The organism is Bradyrhizobium sp. LMG 9283, assembly GCF_045571415.1.
Lineage (GTDB): Bacteria > Pseudomonadota > Alphaproteobacteria > Rhizobiales > Xanthobacteraceae > Bradyrhizobium.
Window position 1 is genome coordinate 2,492,687 of record NZ_CP120691.1, and the last position, 19,012, is coordinate 2,511,698.

At 64.6% G+C, this 19,012-nt stretch carries 9 protein-coding genes; 2 read left to right on the plus strand and 7 right to left on the minus strand.

The genetic code is table 11. The annotated features are described in order from the left end of the window. Position 1: 1 nt before the first annotated feature. From treY to P6U29_RS11655, 6 genes are read right to left on the minus strand one after another with little or no spacing between them, the layout of a single operon-like run. Complete coding sequence (treY, locus tag P6U29_RS11630; protein WP_407117727.1) at positions 2-2,788, minus strand: malto-oligosyltrehalose synthase; 2,787 nt, start codon at positions 2,786-2,788, stop codon at positions 2-4. A 1-nt stretch (position 2,789) separates the two neighbouring features. Beyond that, positions 2,790-4,541, minus strand: coding sequence for a malto-oligosyltrehalose trehalohydrolase (gene treZ, locus P6U29_RS11635; RefSeq protein ID WP_407117728.1), 1,752 nt, complete (start codon positions 4,539-4,541; stop codon positions 2,790-2,792). Then, complete coding sequence (gene glgX / locus P6U29_RS11640) at positions 4,538-6,616, minus strand: glycogen debranching protein GlgX (RefSeq protein WP_407117729.1); 2,079 nt, start codon at positions 6,614-6,616, stop codon at positions 4,538-4,540. Before glgX ends, treZ begins: the two co-directional genes overlap by 4 nt. A 3-nt stretch (positions 6,617-6,619) precedes the next feature. Next, the gene (gene glgB / locus P6U29_RS11645; protein WP_407117730.1) at positions 6,620-8,758 is read right to left on the minus strand and encodes a 1,4-alpha-glucan branching protein GlgB; all 2,139 of its coding nucleotides are present in this window, start codon (positions 8,756-8,758) and stop codon (positions 6,620-6,622) included. Continuing rightward, complete coding sequence (treS, locus tag P6U29_RS11650) at positions 8,751-12,044, minus strand: maltose alpha-D-glucosyltransferase (RefSeq protein WP_407117731.1); 3,294 nt, start codon at positions 12,042-12,044, stop codon at positions 8,751-8,753. Before treS ends, glgB begins: the two co-directional genes overlap by 8 nt. Before the next feature lie 11 nt (positions 12,045-12,055). After that, a complete protein-coding gene (locus P6U29_RS11655; protein WP_407117732.1) occupies positions 12,056-14,002 on the minus strand; it encodes a maltotransferase domain-containing protein in 1,947 nt (648 codons plus the stop codon). Between the two features lie 204 nt (positions 14,003-14,206). Here P6U29_RS11655 and malQ point away from each other — a divergent pair, with 204 nt between their 5' ends. Beyond that, positions 14,207-16,168 carry a 4-alpha-glucanotransferase gene (gene malQ / locus P6U29_RS11660; protein WP_407117733.1) on the plus strand — a complete coding sequence of 654 codons (1,962 nt, stop codon included), beginning with the start codon at positions 14,207-14,209 and terminating at the stop codon, positions 16,166-16,168. Positions 16,169-16,196: 28 nt separating this feature from the next. Then, positions 16,197-17,996: a glycoside hydrolase family 15 protein gene (locus P6U29_RS11665; protein WP_407117734.1), complete on the plus strand. Its 1,800-nt coding sequence runs from the start codon at positions 16,197-16,199 to the stop codon at positions 17,994-17,996. 186 nt (positions 17,997-18,182) lie between these two features. Here the strand turns inward: P6U29_RS11665 and P6U29_RS11670 are convergent, their stop codons facing one another. After that, positions 18,183-18,995, minus strand: coding sequence for an HAD family hydrolase (locus P6U29_RS11670; RefSeq protein ID WP_407117735.1), 813 nt, complete (start codon positions 18,993-18,995; stop codon positions 18,183-18,185). Between the last annotated feature and the right edge of the window lie 17 nt (positions 18,996-19,012).

The window sequence follows — 19,012 nt, forward strand, 5'->3', positions numbered from 1 at the left end:
TTCAGGCGTGCACGCGTTGCCGCGAGGGCCTGATGGCGTTCGCCGTTCGGGCCGCGATGGCTGAAGCAGGAAAGTCGCGGAAAGCCTGTGCGAGCGGCAAATCGTTCCCCGCAAGGCTGGGCACGGTATAGCCTGTGATGTCGATCGTCGCGTCAATCTCCTCCATTGCGGGCCATTCCCGGCCCGCTTGCGTGAACGGCGCGAACTGACGCCCGACCACGACAATCGCGGCTGCGCGGCCGTGGCGCCGGGCGAAGGCGATGACATGGTCGGCATGTGCGCCCCGTACTTCCAGCGGCTGGTAGTCGCCTTGCGCGAAGACGTCGGCGAGCTCGTTCCGCACCTTGAGGAGATGCCGCGTCCAGGCCAGCTTGAGCCGGCCGTCCGGCCAGCTCTCGATCAGGCCGTTCCAGTCCGGCGCTTCCAATGATGTCAGCGCCGCGTGGCGCGCGGCGAAGTCGACGGGGCGGCGGTTGTCGGGATCGACCAGCGACAGGTCCCAAAATTCGGTGCCTTGGTAGAAGTCCGGCACGCCCGGCAGCGTCGCCTTGAGCGTGAGCTGGCCCAGCGAGTTCAACGTGCCGAGCAGTGCGACGCGGCGAGCCAGCGTTTGCAACGCCTCCAGGAATTCTCCGGATTGAGCGGGGTCGAGGATCTTCCCGATGAAGTCGCGGATGCCGTTCTCATACGCTTCATGCGGATTGAGCCAGCTCGTCTCCTCCTTGCCCTCGCGTGCGGCCTTGAGGGCATAGGCCTGGATGCGCTCGACGAAGGCGGCATCGATCGACTCTTGCAGCGGCCAGGCGCCGAGCAAGGTCTGGTAGAGCATGTACTCGAACGTCGCTGACGGTGCGCGGAAATTGCCGTGCAGTGTGAGATGCGGCGCGTTGAACACTTTCCAGCGCGCCACCGCGCTGGTCCATTCGCCGGGAATCTCGCTCAGCGCCGCAATGCGCGTGCGGGCATCCTCACCGCGCTTGGTGTCGTGGGTGGCCGTCGCAGTCATGCCTTGCGGCCACTCCCTGGCGCGCGCCTGCATGGCCTGGTGGAAGGCGGGAATGGTGAGGCCGGTGCTCGCGGGATCGCCGCCGACCTCGTTCAGCGCAAGCAGCCGGTGGAATTGATAGAACGCCGTGTCCTCCAGCGACTTCGCCATCATCGGCCCGGTGAACTGCTGCACCTTCAGCGCGAAGCGGCGCACGCGCGGGGCGCTGTGCCGGGGACGGCCGGGCTTGAGCAGGTCCATGGTCAAGGCATCGCGCAGGAAGTCGAAAATGCCGTCGTCGGCGGCAAACCACTCCCGGCGGGCGTGTGCGATGGTGTCCTCGATCAGCTTGCGGTCGTGCGCGGTAGGGCCGCTGTGCGTCAGGTAGGTGCGATAGACCGGGAAATGCAGCACATAAAGCTCGAGCGCCTGTCGTAGGCTGTCGGCTGAGAAGTCGCGTGTCGAATAATGCCCGTTGGCGATGCGCGCGAGCAGGCGCGTCAGCACGGTGAACTCGCTGGTGAGCAAGGTCTCCAGCACCCGACGCTTCGCCTCCTTGACGTAGGGCGCAAGCCGCGGCGGCCGGTTGCTGATCTGCCGCCAGGTCTCGTCGAGCGCTTCCAGGCCTTTGGGATCGACCAGCACATGGGTAATGACGTTCATCCACTCGTAGCCGGTGGTGCCCTGGATGCCCGCGAAATGCGGCAGACGCTCGTGCTCGCACAGGATCTTCTCGATCACCGTATAGAACGGCTTTGCGTTACCTTGGGCGTCGCGCACCAGCCGGCGCAGCCGCTGGCAATATTGTGCGGGGTCACGCAGGCCATCGATGTGATCGAGCCGGATCCCCTGTAATTTGTCCTCGGCGATGAGTTGCTTCACCAGCCTATGCGTGGCGGCAAATGTGCTCGCGTCCTCGACGCGAAGGCCGGCGAGGCCATTGATGTCGAAGAAGCGACGATAGTTGATGTCGCTGGAGGCAAGCCGCCAGTGCCCGAGCTTATAGTGCTGGCGCTCCAGGAGATGATGCAGCGTCAGCGTCTGTGCCGGGCGGTCCTTGCCGGCGCGATAGGCGGCAAGGCCGCCAGTAATGATGTCGGCGGCGCCTGCGATCTCCTTGAGTTCGGTCTTGAAGGTGGGAGCTTCCTTGCGATTGGGGCGGCGCAGTCCGGTGTAGCGCGCCGCGAGCGCGAGCAGGCGCTTGCCCGGCTCCGTCTCCGCCGCGTCCGCCTCCTTGACGACCACCCGCAGCAGCTCGCCATAACGCTCCGGGGCGACGGGTAGGCGATGCTCGAAATACCAGGCGGAGAGACTTCCCTCGTCCGGATCGTAGCGCAGCTCGATGTCGCCGCGCTCCAGCGCCTCGCCGTAGGATGTGCCGAGGATCGGCAGCAGCACGCCGCCGCGGGCGCGGTAGGCCAGTTGCTCCCAGTCGATGTCGAATGAGGCCGCGTGCGGCGAGGCCTGGCCCCATTCGAGCACGTCGAGCCACCAGGGATTGTCGGCAAAGTGCACGCCGACATGGTTGGGCACGAAATCGATGATCAGCCCGAGATCGTGCTGCTGAAGCACCTCGCTCAGCCGCGCAAAGCCGGCCTCGCCGCCCAGCTCCGGATTGAACTGGCTGTGATCGACCGTGTCGTAGCCATGGGTCGAGCCCTTTCGCGCCTTCATCACCGGCGAGGCGTAGAGATGCGTGATCCCCAACGCTTTCAGGTAAGGCACGACCGCGGCAGCCTTGTCGAAGTCGAAATCCGCCGTGAGCTGAAGCCGGTAGGTCGCGAGCGGAATGGCGGGAGGCATGTCAACCTCCGAGACGCCAGACTACCGACCAGGGCGGAAGCCGATCGCCGGCCGCGCCGCCCCAGATCGGCGCGCCCGTACTGACGGTGGAGGTGATCTCGTGGTCCGAGAGATTGGCGACGAGGCGCAACGTCGTGCCGTCGCCCATGCGCCAATGCGCGGTGAGCAGGCCGTTGTCGGCCGCCTCGGCGTCACCGAAGCTCGCGCCCTTCAGCCGCGGCATGATCTCCTTATGACGGAGCGCGAGCAGGTCCTTCACCAGCGCAAGCCGCTCGGCCTGCTGCGGCGTGCGGCCGGTCCAGTCGAGCACGGCCGATTGCAGCGTTGCCGGATCGAGCGGATCGGGCACCTCGTCGCCGTATTTTTCGTAAGCCCAGGCATATTCCTGATGGCGCCCCTTGCGCACGGCATCGGCCAGTCCGCCCTGGAAATCGCAGAAGAACGGGAAGGGGACCGTGGAGCCCCATTCCTCACCCTGAAACAGCATCGGCACCATCGGCGCGAGCAGGGTGACCGCGAGCGCGGCCTCGATCTGTTTCGGCGATGCCAGGCTTTCCAGCCGCTCGCCAAGCGGACGGTTGCCGATCTGGTCGTGGTTCTGCAGGAAATTGACGAACGTCGCCGGCGGCAGCGTGCCGCTCGGCTCGCCGCGCGGCTTCTTGCCCCAGAACTCTGAGATCTCGCCCTGGTAGACGAAGCCGGAGGCCAGCGCGCGCGCAAGATCCATGCGCGGCGTCTGGTAATCGCCATAGTAGCCGGCATGCTCGCCCGTCAGCATCACGTGCCAGACGTGATGATAATCGTCGTTCCACTGTCCGCGATATTTGCCGTTCGGCGGGTCCTGCGCAGCGTCGAGCAGGCTGGCGCGGTTGTCGCCGTTCTCCAGCACGAGATGGATGTGGCGTCCCGTGGCCTTGGCGAGCTCGCCGGCGGCGACGCTAAGGTCTTGCAGCATGGACTGCTCGCCCGGGACAGCCATGATGTGGTTGGCGGCATCGAGCCTGAGGCCGTCGAAGCGGTAGTCGCTGAGCCAGGACAGCGCGTTCTCGACCGCAAACGCGCGCACCTGCGGCACGCGATAATCGATCGCGCTGCCCCATGGCGTGTGCGCATCGGTGAAGAAGGTCGGCGCATAGCGGCCGAGATAATTTCCTTCGGGGCCGAAATGATTGTAGACCACGTCGAGGAACACCATCAGCCCGCGCAGATGGGCCTCGTCGATCAGCGTCTTCAGGTCTTCGGGTCGGCCATAGGTGCTGTCGGGCGCATACCACAGCACGCCGTCATAGCCCCAGCCGCGGCGTCCTGCGAAATCGGCCAGCGGCATCAATTCCAGCGCAGTGATGCCGGTCGCCGTGAGATGATCGAGCTTGTCGATCATGGCGCGGTAGGTGCCTTCGGCTGTGAAGGTGCCGACATGGGTCTCGATCAGCACCGTCTCTTCCCACGGACGGCCTCGCCATTCGCGTGCGCGCCACACGAAGGCGTCGTGATCGATCACCTCGCTCGGGCCGAACACGTCCTCGGGCTGGAAAGCCGAAGCAGGATCCGGCACGTCGATCTCGTCGTCGATCCTGAACTTGTAGGGGCTGCCGGCGGTGAGGCCGGCGATGTCGGCGACGTACCAGCCATCCTGCCGGCGCTGCATCGCGCGCCTGCGGTCGAGCAAGAGGTCGACACGGCGCGCGGCGGGCGCCCATAGCCGGAACGACACGCCGTCCTTCGTTGGCCTCGCCCCGAAGGATGCCCTCATAGCGCACCCGCGAAGGCGAGCACGGAGCGCGGCGGCGCCTTGCTGTCGCTCCCGGGCAGGAAGTCGATCGTATTCAGCTTGGCATCGGTCGTGTTCAGGATCTGCTGCCAGCTCTTGTATTCGGCCATTCTGGGCAATTTGAATGCGATCTCTTCGGGGGCGGCGTTCAGGACGATAAAGATCGCAGCCCCGCCCGGTTCCATCGGGCCCATCACATAGGAGAGGAATCTGCCTTCCGGAAAATTCCAGTCGCTCTCCGTCATCTCGTCGCCGGCAGGCGTTAGCCACAGCGCACCGTAGGAGACGCCATCTTTGGGCCGGCCATCAAGCCAGCGATGGCTGCGCAGCTGCGCGAACCGGCGGCGGATATCGGCGAGATAGGCGACGAAATCGACCATGTCGTCGCCCTCCTTGCCGAGATTGTCCCAGCCGACCCAGCCGACTTCGTTGTCCTGGCAATAGGCGTTGTTATTGCCGGATTGCGAGTTGCCGACCTCGTCGCCGGCGAGGATCAGCGGAACGCCCTGCGCCAGCATCAGGCAGGCCAGCACGTTCTTGCGCAACTGCCGGCGCAGGCTGATGATGTTGGGATCGTCGGTCGGCCCCTCGACACCGCAATTGTTGCTGTGATTGTCGTTGGAGCCGTCGCGATTGTCCTCGCCATTGGCCTCGTTGTGCTTCTCGTTGTAGCTGAAGAGGTCGGCGAGCGTGAAGCCGTCGTGGACGGTGATGTGGTTGATGCTGGCGCGCGGCCGCCGTCCGTCGTGGTTGAACAGGTCGGACGACGCAGTCATACGGCTGGAGATATCGCCGATCAGGCTGCCTTCGCCGCTCCAGTAGCGGCGCATGGCGCTGCGATAGCGGTCATTCCATTCCGACCATTGCGAAGGGAAGGCGCCGACCTGGTAGCCGCCGAGGCCGAGGTCCCACGGCTCGGCGACGAGCTTGACGGCCGCGAGCACCGGGTCCTGCCGGACCGCGGTCAGGAACGAGCTGCCGCGATCAAAGCCGTTTGGCCCGCGTGCCAGCGTGGTGGCGAGGTCGAAACGGAAGCCGTCGACGTGGCAGACCTCGACCCAGTAGCGCAGGGAATCCATCACCATCTGCAGCACACGCGGGTGGGTGAGGTTCACCGACGAGCCGCAGCCGGTGAAGTCGTCGTAATAGCGCGGGTTCTCGCGGTTCAGCCAGTAATAGGAGGCGTTGTCGATACCGCGATAGCACAGCGTCGGCCCGAGATGGTTGCCCTCGGCGGTATGGTTGTAGACGACGTCGAGCATCACCTCGATGCCGGCATCGTGCAGCCGCGCTATCGTGGTGCGGAAGGAATCGAGCGCATTGTCCTGGGCGTAGCGCGGCTCGGGCGCGAAGAAGGACAGCGTGTTGTAGCCCCAGTAATTGGCGAGCTTCTTTTCGACCAGGATGCGGTCGTCGACGAAGCTGTGGATCGGCAACAGCTCGACCGTGGTGACGCCGAGCCTCTTCAGGTGCTCGATCATCGCCGGCGAGGACAGGCCGCCATAGGTGCCGCGCAAATTCGGCGGCACGTCGTCGCGCTTCTGGGTCAGACCCTTGACGTGGGCCTCGTAGATGATGGTGTCCTCCCAGGAGATGTTGGGACGGATCTCGCGGCGGCCCCAGTTGAAGGTCTCGTCGACCACGACGGCCTTCGGCATGCCGCGCGCATTGTCGCGCCGGTCAAAGGACAGGTCTTCGCGCGGTGAGCCGGTGCGATAGGCAAAATGCGCATCGCTCCAGACCAGCCGCCCGGCGAGCCGCTTGGCATAGGGGTCGAGCAGCAGCTTGTTGGCGTTAAAGCGATGGCCGTGCTCGGGCTCGTAGGGGCCGTGCACGCGATAGCCGTAGAGCTGGCCGGGCGAGACGTCATTGAGATAGCCGTGCCAGACATCCTCGGTCTTCTCAGGCAGCTCGATACGCTCGAGCTCGCGGCGGCCTTGCGCGTCGAACAGGCAGAGCTCGACCTTCTGCGCGTTGGCGGAGAACAGCGCGAAATTGGTGCCGCGTCCGTCCCAGCTTGCGCCGAGCCGTGCGGGCGATCCGGCGGTCAGGCGCATCGATCAGCTTTCCGGAACGAGGAAGATCGCCGCGAGCGGCGGAATGGTGAGGCGGAGCTCGCCGCGCTCGGCATGAACTTCGCCGATGTTGCCGACGTTGCTGCCGCCATAGTGGGCGGAGTCCGAGTTCAGCACTTCCTTCCACTTGCCGCCGAAGGGAACGCGAACGCGATAGTTCTGGTAAACGTTCGGCGAGAAGTTGACGATGACGAGACACCGTGCGTTCTCGTCGAATCCCTTGCGCAACCAGGCGAACACGTTGCGGTTGGCATCATCGGTGATCAGCCATTCGAAGCCGGCCTGGTCGCAATCCATCTGATGTAGCGCCGGCACCGCGCGATAGAGCCGGTTGAGATCACGGATCAGCGCCTGGACGCCGGAATGGACCTTGTATTCGAGCAGGTGCCAGTCGAGCGACTGGTCGTGATTCCATTCGCTGCTCTGCGCGAATTCCCCGCCCATGAACAGCAGCTTCTTGCCGGGATGGCCGAACATGAAGCTGTAATAGGCGCGCAAATTGGCGAAGCGCTGCCACTCGTCGCCGGGCATGCGGCCGAGGATCGAACGTTTGCCGTGCACGACCTCGTCATGCGACAGCGGCAGGATGAAGTTCTCCGAGAACGCGTAGTGCAGGCCGAACAGGATCTCGCCGTGGTGGTGCTTGCGGTAGATCGGATCCTTGCTGATGTAGCTCAGCGTGTCGTGCATCCAGCCCATGTTCCATTTGTAGCCGAAGCCGAGCCCGCCGAATTCGACCGGGCGTGAGACCTGAGGCCAGGCAGTGGACTCCTCGGCCGCCGTGGTCGCCTGCGGGAAGCGCGCGAACACTTCCGTGTTGAAACGGCGCAGGAAGTTGATCGCTTCGATGTTCTCCCGCCCGCCATACTGGTTCGGAATCCACGCGTCGGGCGGCCGGCTGTAGTCGAGATAGAGCATGGACGCCACCGCGTCGACGCGCAGGCCGTCGATCGCGTAACGCTCCATCCAGAACAGCGCATTCGACACCAGGAAGTTCGTCACTTCGGTGCGGCCGTAATTGTAGATCAGCGTGCCCCAGTCGAGGTGGCGCCCCTGCAGCGGATTGGCGTGCTCGTAGAGCGAGGTGCCGTCGAAATGGCCGAGCCCGTGCGGATCGTCAGGGAAATGACCCGGCACCCAGTCCAGCAGCACGCCGAGGCCTTCGCGGTGGCAGGCATCGACCAGTGCCGCAAAATCGTCGGGTGTGCCGAAGCGGCTGGTTGGCGCGTAGAGGCCGGTCGGCTGGTAGCCCCAGGAGCCGTCGAACGGATGCTCGCTCACGGGCAAGAATTCGAGATGGGTGAATCCCATGTCGCGGGCGTAGGCCGGCAGCTGCTCGGCCAGCTCGCGATAGGTCAGCCATTCATTGTTGCCCTTGCGCCGCCACGAGCCGAGATGGACCTCATAGATCGACATCGGCGCCGACAGGGCATTGATGCCGTCTGGCGCCGGCCGCGGCCGCGGCAGACGCGCCTCGTCGAACACGATCGAAGCCGTCTTCGGCCGCAGCTCGCTGGCAAATGCCAGCGGATCGGATTTCAGCGGCAGCAGATGGCCGTGCGGGCCGATGATTTCGAACTTGTAGTGATCGCCGGCCTTCGCATGCGGAATGAATAATTCCCAATAGCCGCTGCCGCGCACCCGCATCGGGTGACGCCGTCCATCCCAGAAGTTGAAGTCACCGACCACCGATACGCGCCGTGCATTTGGCGCCAGCACCACGAAGCCGATGCCGTCGATGCCCTCGAGCCGCATCGGATGCGCGCCGAGCTTGTCATAGAGGCGCTGGTGGGTGCCTTCGCCGAGCAGGTAGAGATCGAAATCGGTCAGGATCGGCGGAAAGCGGTAGGCATCCTCGAACTCGACGACGCTGTTGCCGAAGGTTGCGCGCAGTTGGTAGTTCTTCGAGCCATTGGGCAGGGCGCCGATGAACAGGCCGGAATCGTGTACGCGGTCGAGCGGAGCGACCTCGCCATGCTCGCCGACCGCCTCGACGTTGGTGGCCTCGGGCACAAACGCGCGCACCACGCTTTTGCCGCCCTCGGGATGCAGCCCGAGATAGTGGAAGGGATCGGAGTGGCGGCCCTCAATGATCGCATAGGCCTCGGCAGGCAGTTTAGGCATGGGCTTCGCTCTCGGCACTGGACAGAATGCGAAGCAGTCCGGTCAGCGGCGCATGGAGCCCTTCAGGCCGGTGGGACAGCTCGTACTCTACTTCATCGAATGCTTGATCAAGCAGGAAAAACCTTAACAGGCCTTCCGTGGATTGCCGATCTTCCGGCCACAGCCTCCGATCGGTCATGGCTTCGCGGTAGGCGGACAGGAAGGTCGCAGTGGCGCGCTCGCGCCATTCCTCGAGCGCGGCCGCGAGCCGGCCCTGTTCGTCGGAGGCGCCCGTGAGCGCACGACTGAGGGCCGCGCTAACCGAACCATCAATCGAGTGGATCAGGCCCGCGACGTCGCGGGCGGCCGGAGCCTTGCGCCGCTTGTCGACCAGTGGCACACGCGGATCGCCGTCGAAATCGATGATGAAGATGTCGTCCTTCACGATCAGAGTTTGCCCGAGGCGGAAGTCGCCATGATGACGGATGTTCAACCCACAGGTCCCGGAAGGCAATAGCGCATTCAGCCGGTCGGACAGGCTCGCACGCGTCTCCGTAAGCTGATCGATCAGCGGCCGTTCCGCCTCCGGCAGGCCGTGGCGGCTGTCGGCCAGCCGTTGGAAAACCTGCTCGGCGCGAGCCTTGAGGTCGGATACGAGGCGCGCGATGTATGCGGAATCGATCGGCTCAGGAGCGAGCTCGTCCGGTTTTGCCGCGGCGAGTGCGACATGCAGCTCGGCGAGCCGCCGGCCGATCTGCGCGATGAAATGTAGATACGGCGCCTGCTCCTGGGTTTCGCGTGGCATCTTATCGGCCGGCGCCACGCGCTGCTCGTCGATATAACGATCAAGATAGCCCGTGGTCACAGTCCAACCGTCGCCCTGGTTCTCGACAAAGGCATGCAGCACGCCGAGCGCGCTGCGCTGGTCACCGTCGACCAGCTCGACGCTGCCGAGCAGCGCCGGTGTGTTGGCGAAGCGCGCGACCTCGGTGAGATAGTGGCCGATCTCGAGCTCGGGGCTGATGCCGCTTTCGAGCCGACGATAGATCTTGGCGACGTACTGGTTGTCGACCAGCGCGGTGCTGTTCGACTGCTCGATCGCGCGGATGCGCCCGGGCTCCTTGATGGTGTAGTCGGCGAAGCGGCTGGTGGGCTTGAACTCCAGCCGCAGATTGTTCTCTTCCACCACGAGATTCTGCGACAGATTGCGCAGGAACAGGCCGATGAAGATCTGCTCGGTCGCGACATCGAGCAGCGTGCCTTCGCGCGCGCCCTGGCGCACGGCGGCCAGCGCTTTCGGGTTGAAGCGCTCGCGGTCGAAACGCACCCACTCGATTTGTAGCGGCATTACGTAGCGGGTGGTGGCGTCTCCCTGCTTGGTCTCGAAGAACGCGATCCAGGGGCGATTGTCGCCGATGTCGCAGAACGGTACCGCCGAGGTCAGCGCGGTCTTGATCTGCTTGGGATTGTGCTCGGGGAACCACCGCGTCCGTGACAAAAATCCCGGCAGCACGTCGCGCTCGAACACGCCGCGCTCGCGGGCAAGCGACACCCAATTCGAGTTCACCGGCACCACCAGCGTCTCGAATTCCGGCACCGCGCGCGGCTTCACCGGCTCGGACTTGTCGCGCTCCAGAAGCTGGAACCAGTAGAAGCCATAGGGCCCCAGCGTGATCATGTAAGGCAGCTCGCCGATCGCGGGGAAGCGGGTGCGGCCGAGCATCTCCTGCGGGAGACGGTCCTTCCAGGGCGACAGGTCGAGCTCGGTCGCCTGCGCGGCACGCGAGAGATTGGCGACGCAGAGGATCACCTCGTCACGGTACTGCCGGACATAGGCGAGCACGGCGCGGTTGGCCGGGCGGATGAAGGTCATGGTGCCGCGGCCGAAGGCGAGCGTCGACTTGCGCACCGAGATCAGCCGCTTGGTGGCACTGAGCAGCGAGGACAGGCTGCGCGATTGCGCCTCCACGTTCACGGATTCATAGCCGTAGACCGGATCCATGATCAGCGGCGCGTAGAGACGGGCCGGGTCGCAGCGCGAGAAACCGCCATTGCGGTCGGGGCTCCATTGCATCGGCGTGCGGACGCCGTTGCGATCGCCGAGATAGATGTTATCGCCCATCCCGATTTCGTCGCCGTAATAGATGATCGGCGTGCCGGGGAACGACAGCAGCAGCGAGTTCATCAGCTCGATCTTGCGGCGGTCGTTGTCCATCAGCGGCGCAAGGCGCCGGCGGATCCCGACATTGATGCGGGCGCGGGGATCGTTGGCGTAAGTGGTCCAGAGATAGTCGCGCTCGACGTCGGTGACCATCTCCAGCGTGAGCTCGTCGTGGTTACGCAGGAACAGCGCCCATTGGCAGCTCGCCGGGATGTCCGGCGTCTGGCGCAGGATGTCGGTGATCGGGAAGCGATCCTCCTGAGCGATCGCCATGTAGATGCGCGGCATCAGCGGAAAATGGTAGGCCATGTGGCACTCGTCGCCGCGGCCGAAATATTCCTGCACGTCCTCCGGCCATTGATTGGCCTCGGCCAGCAGCAGCTTGCCCTTCGAATACGCGTCGAGCTCCTGGCGCAGGCGCTTGATGACCGCATGCGTCTCCGGCAGGTTCTCGTTCGAGGTGCCCTCGCGCTCGCAGAGATAGGGAATGGCGTCGAGCCGGAAGCCGTCGACGCCGGCATCCAGCCAGCGCTTCATCACCTGGATGATGGCGCTCACCACGCGCGGATTGTCGAAATTCAGGTCGGGCTGGTGCGAGAAGAAGCGGTGCCAGTAGAACGCGCCGGCCTCGGGATCCCAGGTCCAGTTCGACTTCTCGGTGTCGGTGAAGATGATGCGGGTGCCCTGGTACTTCTGGTCGGTGTCGCTCCAGACGTACCAGTTGCGCGCGCTGGAGCCAGGATGGCTGCGCCGCGCACGCTTGAACCATTTGTGCTGGTCCGACGTGTGGTTGACGACGAGCTCGGTGATGACGCGCAGGCCGCGCTTCTGCGCCTCCTGGATGAAGCGCTTGAAATCCTTCATCGTCCCGAAATCGGGGTTGACCGAACCGTAGTCGGCGATGTCGTAGCCATCGTCGCGGCCGGGCGAGGGATAGAACGGCAGCAGCCACAGCGCGGTGACGCCGAGCTCCTGGAGATAGGGCAGCTTCTCGGTCAGCCCGGCGAAGTCGCCGATGCCGTCATTGTTGCTGTCGGCAAAGGCCTTGACGTGGAGCTGGTAGATAATGGCGTCCTTGTACCAGAGCTCATCCACGACCTCGGCAGCCTCGGCTTTTTTGGCATCGACGGAAGACAGGACATTCATGGCGTGAACCCTTACGCCAGGCCGCGGAACAGAAGCGCCGGATCGCGCTCTGGATCGATACGCAATCTGATTCCGCCCCATTCGATGCGGGACCGTTCTCCGGTGAGGAGATTCTCGAGTGTCGTCACATGGTGTCGCTGCCCGCCGCCGTCAATGGTGACGTCGCCGAGCGGCAGCCAGAATTCGCGCACGTGGCGCGACAGCGCGATCACGATGATGACGGCATTGGCGGGCTCGTCCGTCTGCTTCACGAAGGCAATGGTTTCGCCATCCTCGACGCCGAGAAAGCGCAAATTGACAGTCTGCCGGAGCGCCGCGTTCTCGGTGCGGATGCGATTGAGTGCGGCGATGTAGGTCTTGATGTTGCCGGGCTTGTCCCAGTCGCGCTGCTTGATCTGATACTTTTCGGAATCCAGATATTCTTCGCGGCCTGGAATTGCGTCATGCTCGAGGAGCTCGAATCCGCCAAAGATGCCGTAATTGCCCGAGAGCGTCGCCGCCAGCGCGATGCGCGACTTGAATGCCCAGGCCTCTCCGCTCTGGAGATGATAGGGCAGCAGGTCGGCCGTGTTGACGAACAGGTTCGGACGATAGAAATCGCGCTCGGGATAGCGCGTCAGCTCGCCGAGATATTGCTCCAGCTCCCACCTTTCCGTGCGCCAGGGGAAATAGGTGAACGACTGCGCAAAGCCGAGCTTGGCGAGGCCTTTCATCAGCTTCGGCCGTGCATAGGTCTTGGAGAACAGGATCACCTCCGGATGCTGGCGGCGGATGTCGCGGATCAGCCACTCCCAGAACGGAAGCGGCGCGGTATCGTGATTGTCGATCGCGAAGATGGTGACACCATGGTCGATCCAGAACAGCATGGCATCGCGAAACGCATTCCACAGGCCGGCGCGATCCACCGAGGCGAAATCGGGGATGACGATGTCGGAATAAGGGCCGTCCGCCGTCCGTACCGAGCGGTCCGGCCGCCATTTGAACCATTCCGGATGCTGCGTCAGCCAGGGATGGTCCGGTGAGCACTGTACCGCGAAATCCAGCGCGAGTTCGAGCCCGTACTCAAGACATGTGGCGACCAGCGCGCGAAAGTCCTCGATTGTGCCGAGCTCGGGATGCAGCGCATCGTGGCCGCCCTCAGCCGAGCCGATCGCATAGGGCGAGCCGGGCTCGCCCTCATTTGCCACCGGCGCGTCGTTGCGGCCCTTGCGGCTTGTGTGACCGATCGGGTGGATCGGCGTGAAGTAGAGCACGTCAAAGCCCATGGCAGCGATGTCAGGCACGCGCGCGATGCAGTCGCGCAGCGTGCCATGCCGGCCTGGTAATGCGCTCTGGCTGCGCGGCATCATCTGATACCAGGCGCTAAAGCGCGCCTTGTCGCGGTCTATGCTCAGCGGGAAGAGTGGCGAGCGGGTAAGGTCGGGCCGCGACTGGCTCTCGGCCATGGCTGTGCCTAGCTCGGCTGCGAGCAGCGAGGCGACGTCGCCGTTCCTCAGATAGTCCTCGCACTGCCTGATGATGACCGCTGCTGCGTCCTGCCGCGCGCCATGCGCCTTGGTCAAAAGGCCGGCGCCCTCGATCGCATCGAGGCTGACATCGGCCCCGGTGCGCCGCTTGCGCGCGACCGCGTGCGACCAGGTGGCGAACTCGTCGGTCCAGGCTTCGATCGCGTAGACATATTGGCCGGGCTCAACGGGCGTGAACGCGCCGCACCAGCGGTCATTGCCGTGATGGGTCATCGGCTCGCTGCGCCATTCGCGGTCCTGCTCTCCTCGCCAGATCAGCGCGGCCGCGATCACGGCGTCGCCGTCGCGGTAGATGTCGGCCCAGATCTCGACCGGTTCGCCCGCGATCCGCTTCACGGCGAAGCGACCGCCGTCGATCAAGGGATAGACGTCCTCGATCAGGAAAGCGCTGCCGACTGCGGCACTTTCGACAGTTTGAATTGTCTTGTTCACGGTGATGCCATTGACAAGAAAGCAGGAGCCCGTTTCCCTTGTCGGGAACCCACGCTTGGTACCATGATAGAAAGCCGCTTGTGTGTCATTGGTTCCCCTGGGAACGGCAAGCGCAGTTCGCGAGTTACCATTGACTAACCTCTTCCGCGCCCTCGTTAAAATCGATGCCCCTGGCCAAACAATGGCCTGCAAGCTGCGTGCCGAATGGATCTTTTAGCTCAAGCCCGGATCAAGGGCGTTCAATCCGAATTCATCGACGCCCTCGGCAAGCTGCGGGTCACCGCGCCCGAGGCGCTCAAATCCATCCTCGAGGCACTGCCGGAGAAGCGGATTTACCGCTTCGCCAGCGGGCCGGTCGTGGTGCGTGCGCTGGGACATCCGCGCACGGAATTGGCTTCTATCGGCGCGCCACCGCTCCAATGGAAAATCTTCGGCAACGGCAATGTGATCGCCCGGGGCGAGACGCGCGAGCCTGTCATTGCCTGGCCCGCCGGCCTGCCACTCGGCTATCACCGCCTGACGCTGACAGATGCCGGGGGTGTGACCGAAGAGGTGCCGATGATCGTGGCGCCGGAGCGCGCCTTCGGCGGCGATTTCGATCGCGGCTGGCTGCTTGCCGTGCAGCTCTACAGCGTCCGTTCGGACCGCAATTGGGGCATCGGAGACTTCACCGACCTCGCCGGTCTGGTCCGGCTTGCCAAGCAGCTCGGGGCCGACGGCGTCGGACTCAATCCGCTGCATGTCCTGTTCGACGACCACCCGGCCGATTGCAGCCCCTATTCGCCGAACAGCCGGCTCTTCCTCAACCCGCTCTATATCGACGTCGAGGCGATTCCCGAATTCTCGGCAGACCTCGTGCCCGACGCCGCCGCAACGGCCGCCCGTCTGCGCGCAGGTGATCGCGTCCCCTATGCTGACATGGCGGCGTTGAAATGGCTGGGTCTGCGCGCCGCCTTTGACAGCTTCGTGACGAGCGCGAGCCAGGCGCGCCGCAAGGCGTTTGACGCGTTCCGCGCCGCTCGCGCGCCGCTGTTGTCCCGCTTTGCATGTTTCGAGGTGCTGCGGCATCGCTTCACCGCGCCCTGGTGGCAATGGCCATCCGAATGGCAACAGCCGGACGAGGCCAAATGCACCGAGCTGCGCAATGGCCCGGGCAAGCGCGACATCGAGTTCGTCGAATTCGTGCAATGGACCGCGGATAGCCAGCTGCATGCCGCCAAGGAGCTCGCCAGCCAGCTCGGCATGCGGGTCGGGCTCTATCTCGACGTCGCCGTCGGCGTGCAGTCCAACGGCTTCGATGCCTGGAACGAGCAGACGGCGATTTCCCGCCATCTCGCCGTCGGCGCGCCGCCCGACGTGCTCAACACCATCGGCCAGGACTGGGGTCTCGCCGGCTTCAACGCCGGTGGGCTCGAGGCGCAGTCCTTCGTGCCGTTCGCCGACATGCTCGCAGCGTCGATGCGCCATGCCGGTGCCATCAGGCTCGATCATGTGCTAGGTCTGAAGCGGCTTTATCTGGTGCCGCGCGGCTTCAAGCCCGACAACGGCGCCTATGTGCAGATGCCGTTCGAGGCGCTGCTGGCGGCCGTGGCAAGTGAGAGCGCGGTCCACAAATGCATCGTGATCGGCGAGGACCTCGGCACCGTGCCTGAAGGTTTCCGCGAGACGATGCAGGATTTCGGCATCTGGTCCTACCTCGTCATGATGTTCGAGCGCGACGATGCCGGCCATTTCCGCAATGTCGACCACTACCGGCCCAACGCGCTGGTGACGCTGAACACGCACGACCTGTGCACCTATGCCGGCTGGCGCTCCTTCAGCGATCTCAAGATGAAGCGCTCGCTCGGGCTCGATCCCGGCGAGAACGACCAGGCGCGCTGGGATGCGCTCGGCAGGCTCGACGAGGTCCTGCGGCAGAACGGCATCGGCGCCAACGACCTCTATTCGGTGCTCGCCTTCCTGTCGCGCACGCCCTCGCGCCTGCTCGCGGTGTCCATGGAGGACTTGCTCGGCGTGATCGACCAGCCCAACATTCCCGGCACGATCGACGAGCATCCGAACTGGCGACAGCGCCTTCCTGTTGCGCTCGACAAGATCGCGTCCAAGATCGATCTCGCGGCTTTGAAGGCCGCGACGCGGGAACGTTCTTTGCCCGGCGGGAGTTGACAGCCGGTATTCCAAGGCTCGCACCACATTGGCTCAGAGGATCGAAGACTATGCGCTGATCGGCGATTGCGAGACCGCGGCGCTGGTCGGGCGCAACGGCTCGATCGACTGGCTGTGCTGGCCTGCGTTCGATTCCGACGCCTGCTTTGCCGCCATCCTCGGCACGCACAAGAACGGGCGCTGGCTGATCGCGCCGAGTGAGCAAGCGACCCGCATCTCGCGGCGCTATCTCGGCAATACCCTCGTCCTCGAAACGCGTTTTGAGACGAGTAGCGGCACCGTCGCGCTGATCGACTTCATGCCGCCGCGTGGCAAGGCCTCGGACATCGTGCGGCTCGTCCGAGGCGTCAGCGGTACCGTGAAGATGCGGATGGAGCTCGTCATCCGCTTCGGCTTCGGCGTGGACATACCCTGGGTGCGGCGGATCGACCATTCCCTGATGGCAATTGCCGGACAGGACATGATCGTGCTGCGCACGCCGGTCGAGCCCCGCGGCGAGAATCTGACCACGGTTTCCGACTTCGAAGTGACGGCCGGAGCGACCATCCCCTTCGTATTGACCTATGGTCCCTCGCATCTGCCGCCACCCGGGCCGATCGACCCGGAGCTCGCGCTCGCGGAAACCGAAAAATTCTGGCAGGAATGGTGCGGGCACTGCGCCCGCGACGGTGCCTATCAGGATCTGATTATTCGTTCACTGATCACGCTGAAGGCGCTGACCTTCGCGCCGACCGGCGGCATCGTCGCGGCACCGACGACGTCACTGCCGGAAAAGCTCGGGGGAAGCAGGAACTGGGACTACCGCTTCTGCTGGCTGCGCGACGCGACGTTCACGCTGCTGGCGCTGATGAACTCGGGCTACACCGAGGAAGCCTTGGCCTGGCACAATTGGCTGCTGCGCGCCGCCGCCGGATCGCCGGCGAACATGCAGATCATGTATGGCATCTGGGGCCAGCGGCGGCTGCTCGAATGGGAGGCGGGCTGGCTCGGCGGCTACGAGGGCGCGCAGCCCGTGCGCGTCGGCAACGCCGCGCACGCGCAGCTCCAGCTCGACGTGTACGGCGAGTTGATCGATGCCTTCCACCAGTCGCGCATGGCCAAGCTCAAGCTCGACGATCAGACCTGGGCGCTGGAATGCGCCGTGCTCAATCATCTCGCCGAAGTCTGGGACCGGCCCGATCACGGTATCTGGGAGCGGCGCGGACAGCCCAAGCATTATGTCTTCTCCAAGGTGATGACCTGGGTCGCCTTCGATCGGGGCATCAAGAGTGCCGAGACCTTCGGCTTCAAGGCGCCGCTGCTGCATTGGCGCACTCTGCGCGAGGCGATCCATCGCGACGTCTGCAACAACGGCTTCGATGCAGAGGAAAACGCCTTCGTCGAATCCTACGGCTCGAAACTGCTCGATGCCAGCGTGCTGCTGCTGCCGGCCGTCGGCTTCCTGCCGCCATCGGATCCGCGCATCCGAGGCACCATCGCTTCCGTCGAGAAATGCCTGATGTGCGACGGCTTCGTGCTTCGGCACGATCCGCGCGAGCTGCCAGCGAGGCAGCCACCGCTCGAAGGCGCGTTCCTGGCCTGCAGCCTCTGGCTCGCCGATGCCTATGTGCTGTCGGGCGATCTCGACAAGGCGCAAGCCTTGCTCGATCGCGTCGTGGGCATTACGAACGATGTCGGGCTGCTGGCGGAGGAATACGATTCCGTGGCCCGCCGGCAGACCGGCAATTTCCCGCAGGCGCTGACCCACATTGCGCTGATCAACACCGCGCATAATCTCTCGGCGGCAAGACGGAAGAGCGAGAAGCCGGCGATACAGCGGTCGAAGTAATGCGCGAGCGCTTGATGAAATGAGGTTTGATCGCTGCAACGACGGAGGTGCGCTCCCTCTCCCGCTTGCCGGAGAGGGTTGGGGAGAGGTGTCTCCGCAATGAGACAATCCCCAAGAGGAGAAAGCCCTCACCTGGCGCTTTGCGCCGACCTCTCCCGCAAGCGGGAGAGGTAAAGCAGCCGCCGCTCAACCAACCCCATTCCGCTTCAAGATCATCTCCATCGCCTCGGCAAAACCGTCCTGCTCATTGCTCGCAGTGACATGCGTCGCCTCGTCCTTGACGTTGTCGGCGGCGTTGCCCATGGCGATCGAGACGCCGCTGACGCGGAACATCGCGAGGTCGTTCTGCATGTCGCCGATGGTGGCAACGGCGTCGGTCGAGATGCCGAGGCGCTTGGCCATGGCCTCGACGAAGGTGCCCTTGTTGAAGCCCGGCGGGGTGATGTCGAGATAGTAGGTCTGCGAGCGCACCGCGGTGGCTTTGCGGCCGAGCGCCTCCTGCATCGCTTTCTCGCAAGCCGCGAGCCTCGGCGCATCGGCACTGGCGCCGACGATCTTGCAGGCGCTCGAAAGATACGGCGAGAAACCGGACACGATGGTGGGGTCGGCGCGGATCGTGTGCTGCTCGTGGGCGACGTAGCTGCCGCGAGGGTTGTCGATCAGCCATTTGTCGGTGGTGAACAGCCAGATGTCGGCGCCGTAGTCGCGGAGGATCTGCAAGGACCGCTCGGCCGCGCTCGCGGGAATCAGGTGCTGCTCGACCGGCCTCATCTCGGGATCGATGATCGAGGAGCCGTTGAAGGGGCCGACCGGCAACCACAGCGCCAGCGGCTCGATCAGGAAGCGCATGCCGATCGCGGGGCGGCTGGAGGTGATGGTGAAGCCGATGCCGGCCCGGTGCAGCCGCTGCACTGCGCTTCGCGCACGCTCTGTCAGCGTCTTGTCCTTGGTCAGTAGCGTGCCGTCGACGTCGGAGACCACGAGTGAGATGGGGGTCATGGCAGGACCTTGGAATT

Bases quoted from the DNA above. Each gene is read 5' to 3' on its own strand.
- treY (WP_407117727.1), bottom strand. From the start codon at position 2,788: ATGCCTCCCGCCATTCCGCTCGCGACCTACCGGCTTCAGCTCACGGCG.
- treZ (WP_407117728.1), bottom strand. From the start codon at position 4,541: ATGAGGGCATCCTTCGGGGCGAGGCCAACGAAGGACGGCGTGTCGTTC.
- glgX (WP_407117729.1), bottom strand. From the start codon at position 6,616: ATGCGCCTGACCGCCGGATCGCCCGCACGGCTCGGCGCAAGCTGGGAC.
- glgB (WP_407117730.1), bottom strand. From the start codon at position 8,758: ATGCCTAAACTGCCTGCCGAGGCCTATGCGATCATTGAGGGCCGCCAC.
- treS (WP_407117731.1), bottom strand. From the start codon at position 12,044: ATGAATGTCCTGTCTTCCGTCGATGCCAAAAAAGCCGAGGCTGCCGAG.
- malQ (WP_407117733.1), top strand. From the start codon at position 14,207: ATGGATCTTTTAGCTCAAGCCCGGATCAAGGGCGTTCAATCCGAATTC.
- P6U29_RS11670 (WP_407117735.1), bottom strand. From the start codon at position 18,995: ATGACCCCCATCTCACTCGTGGTCTCCGACGTCGACGGCACGCTACTG.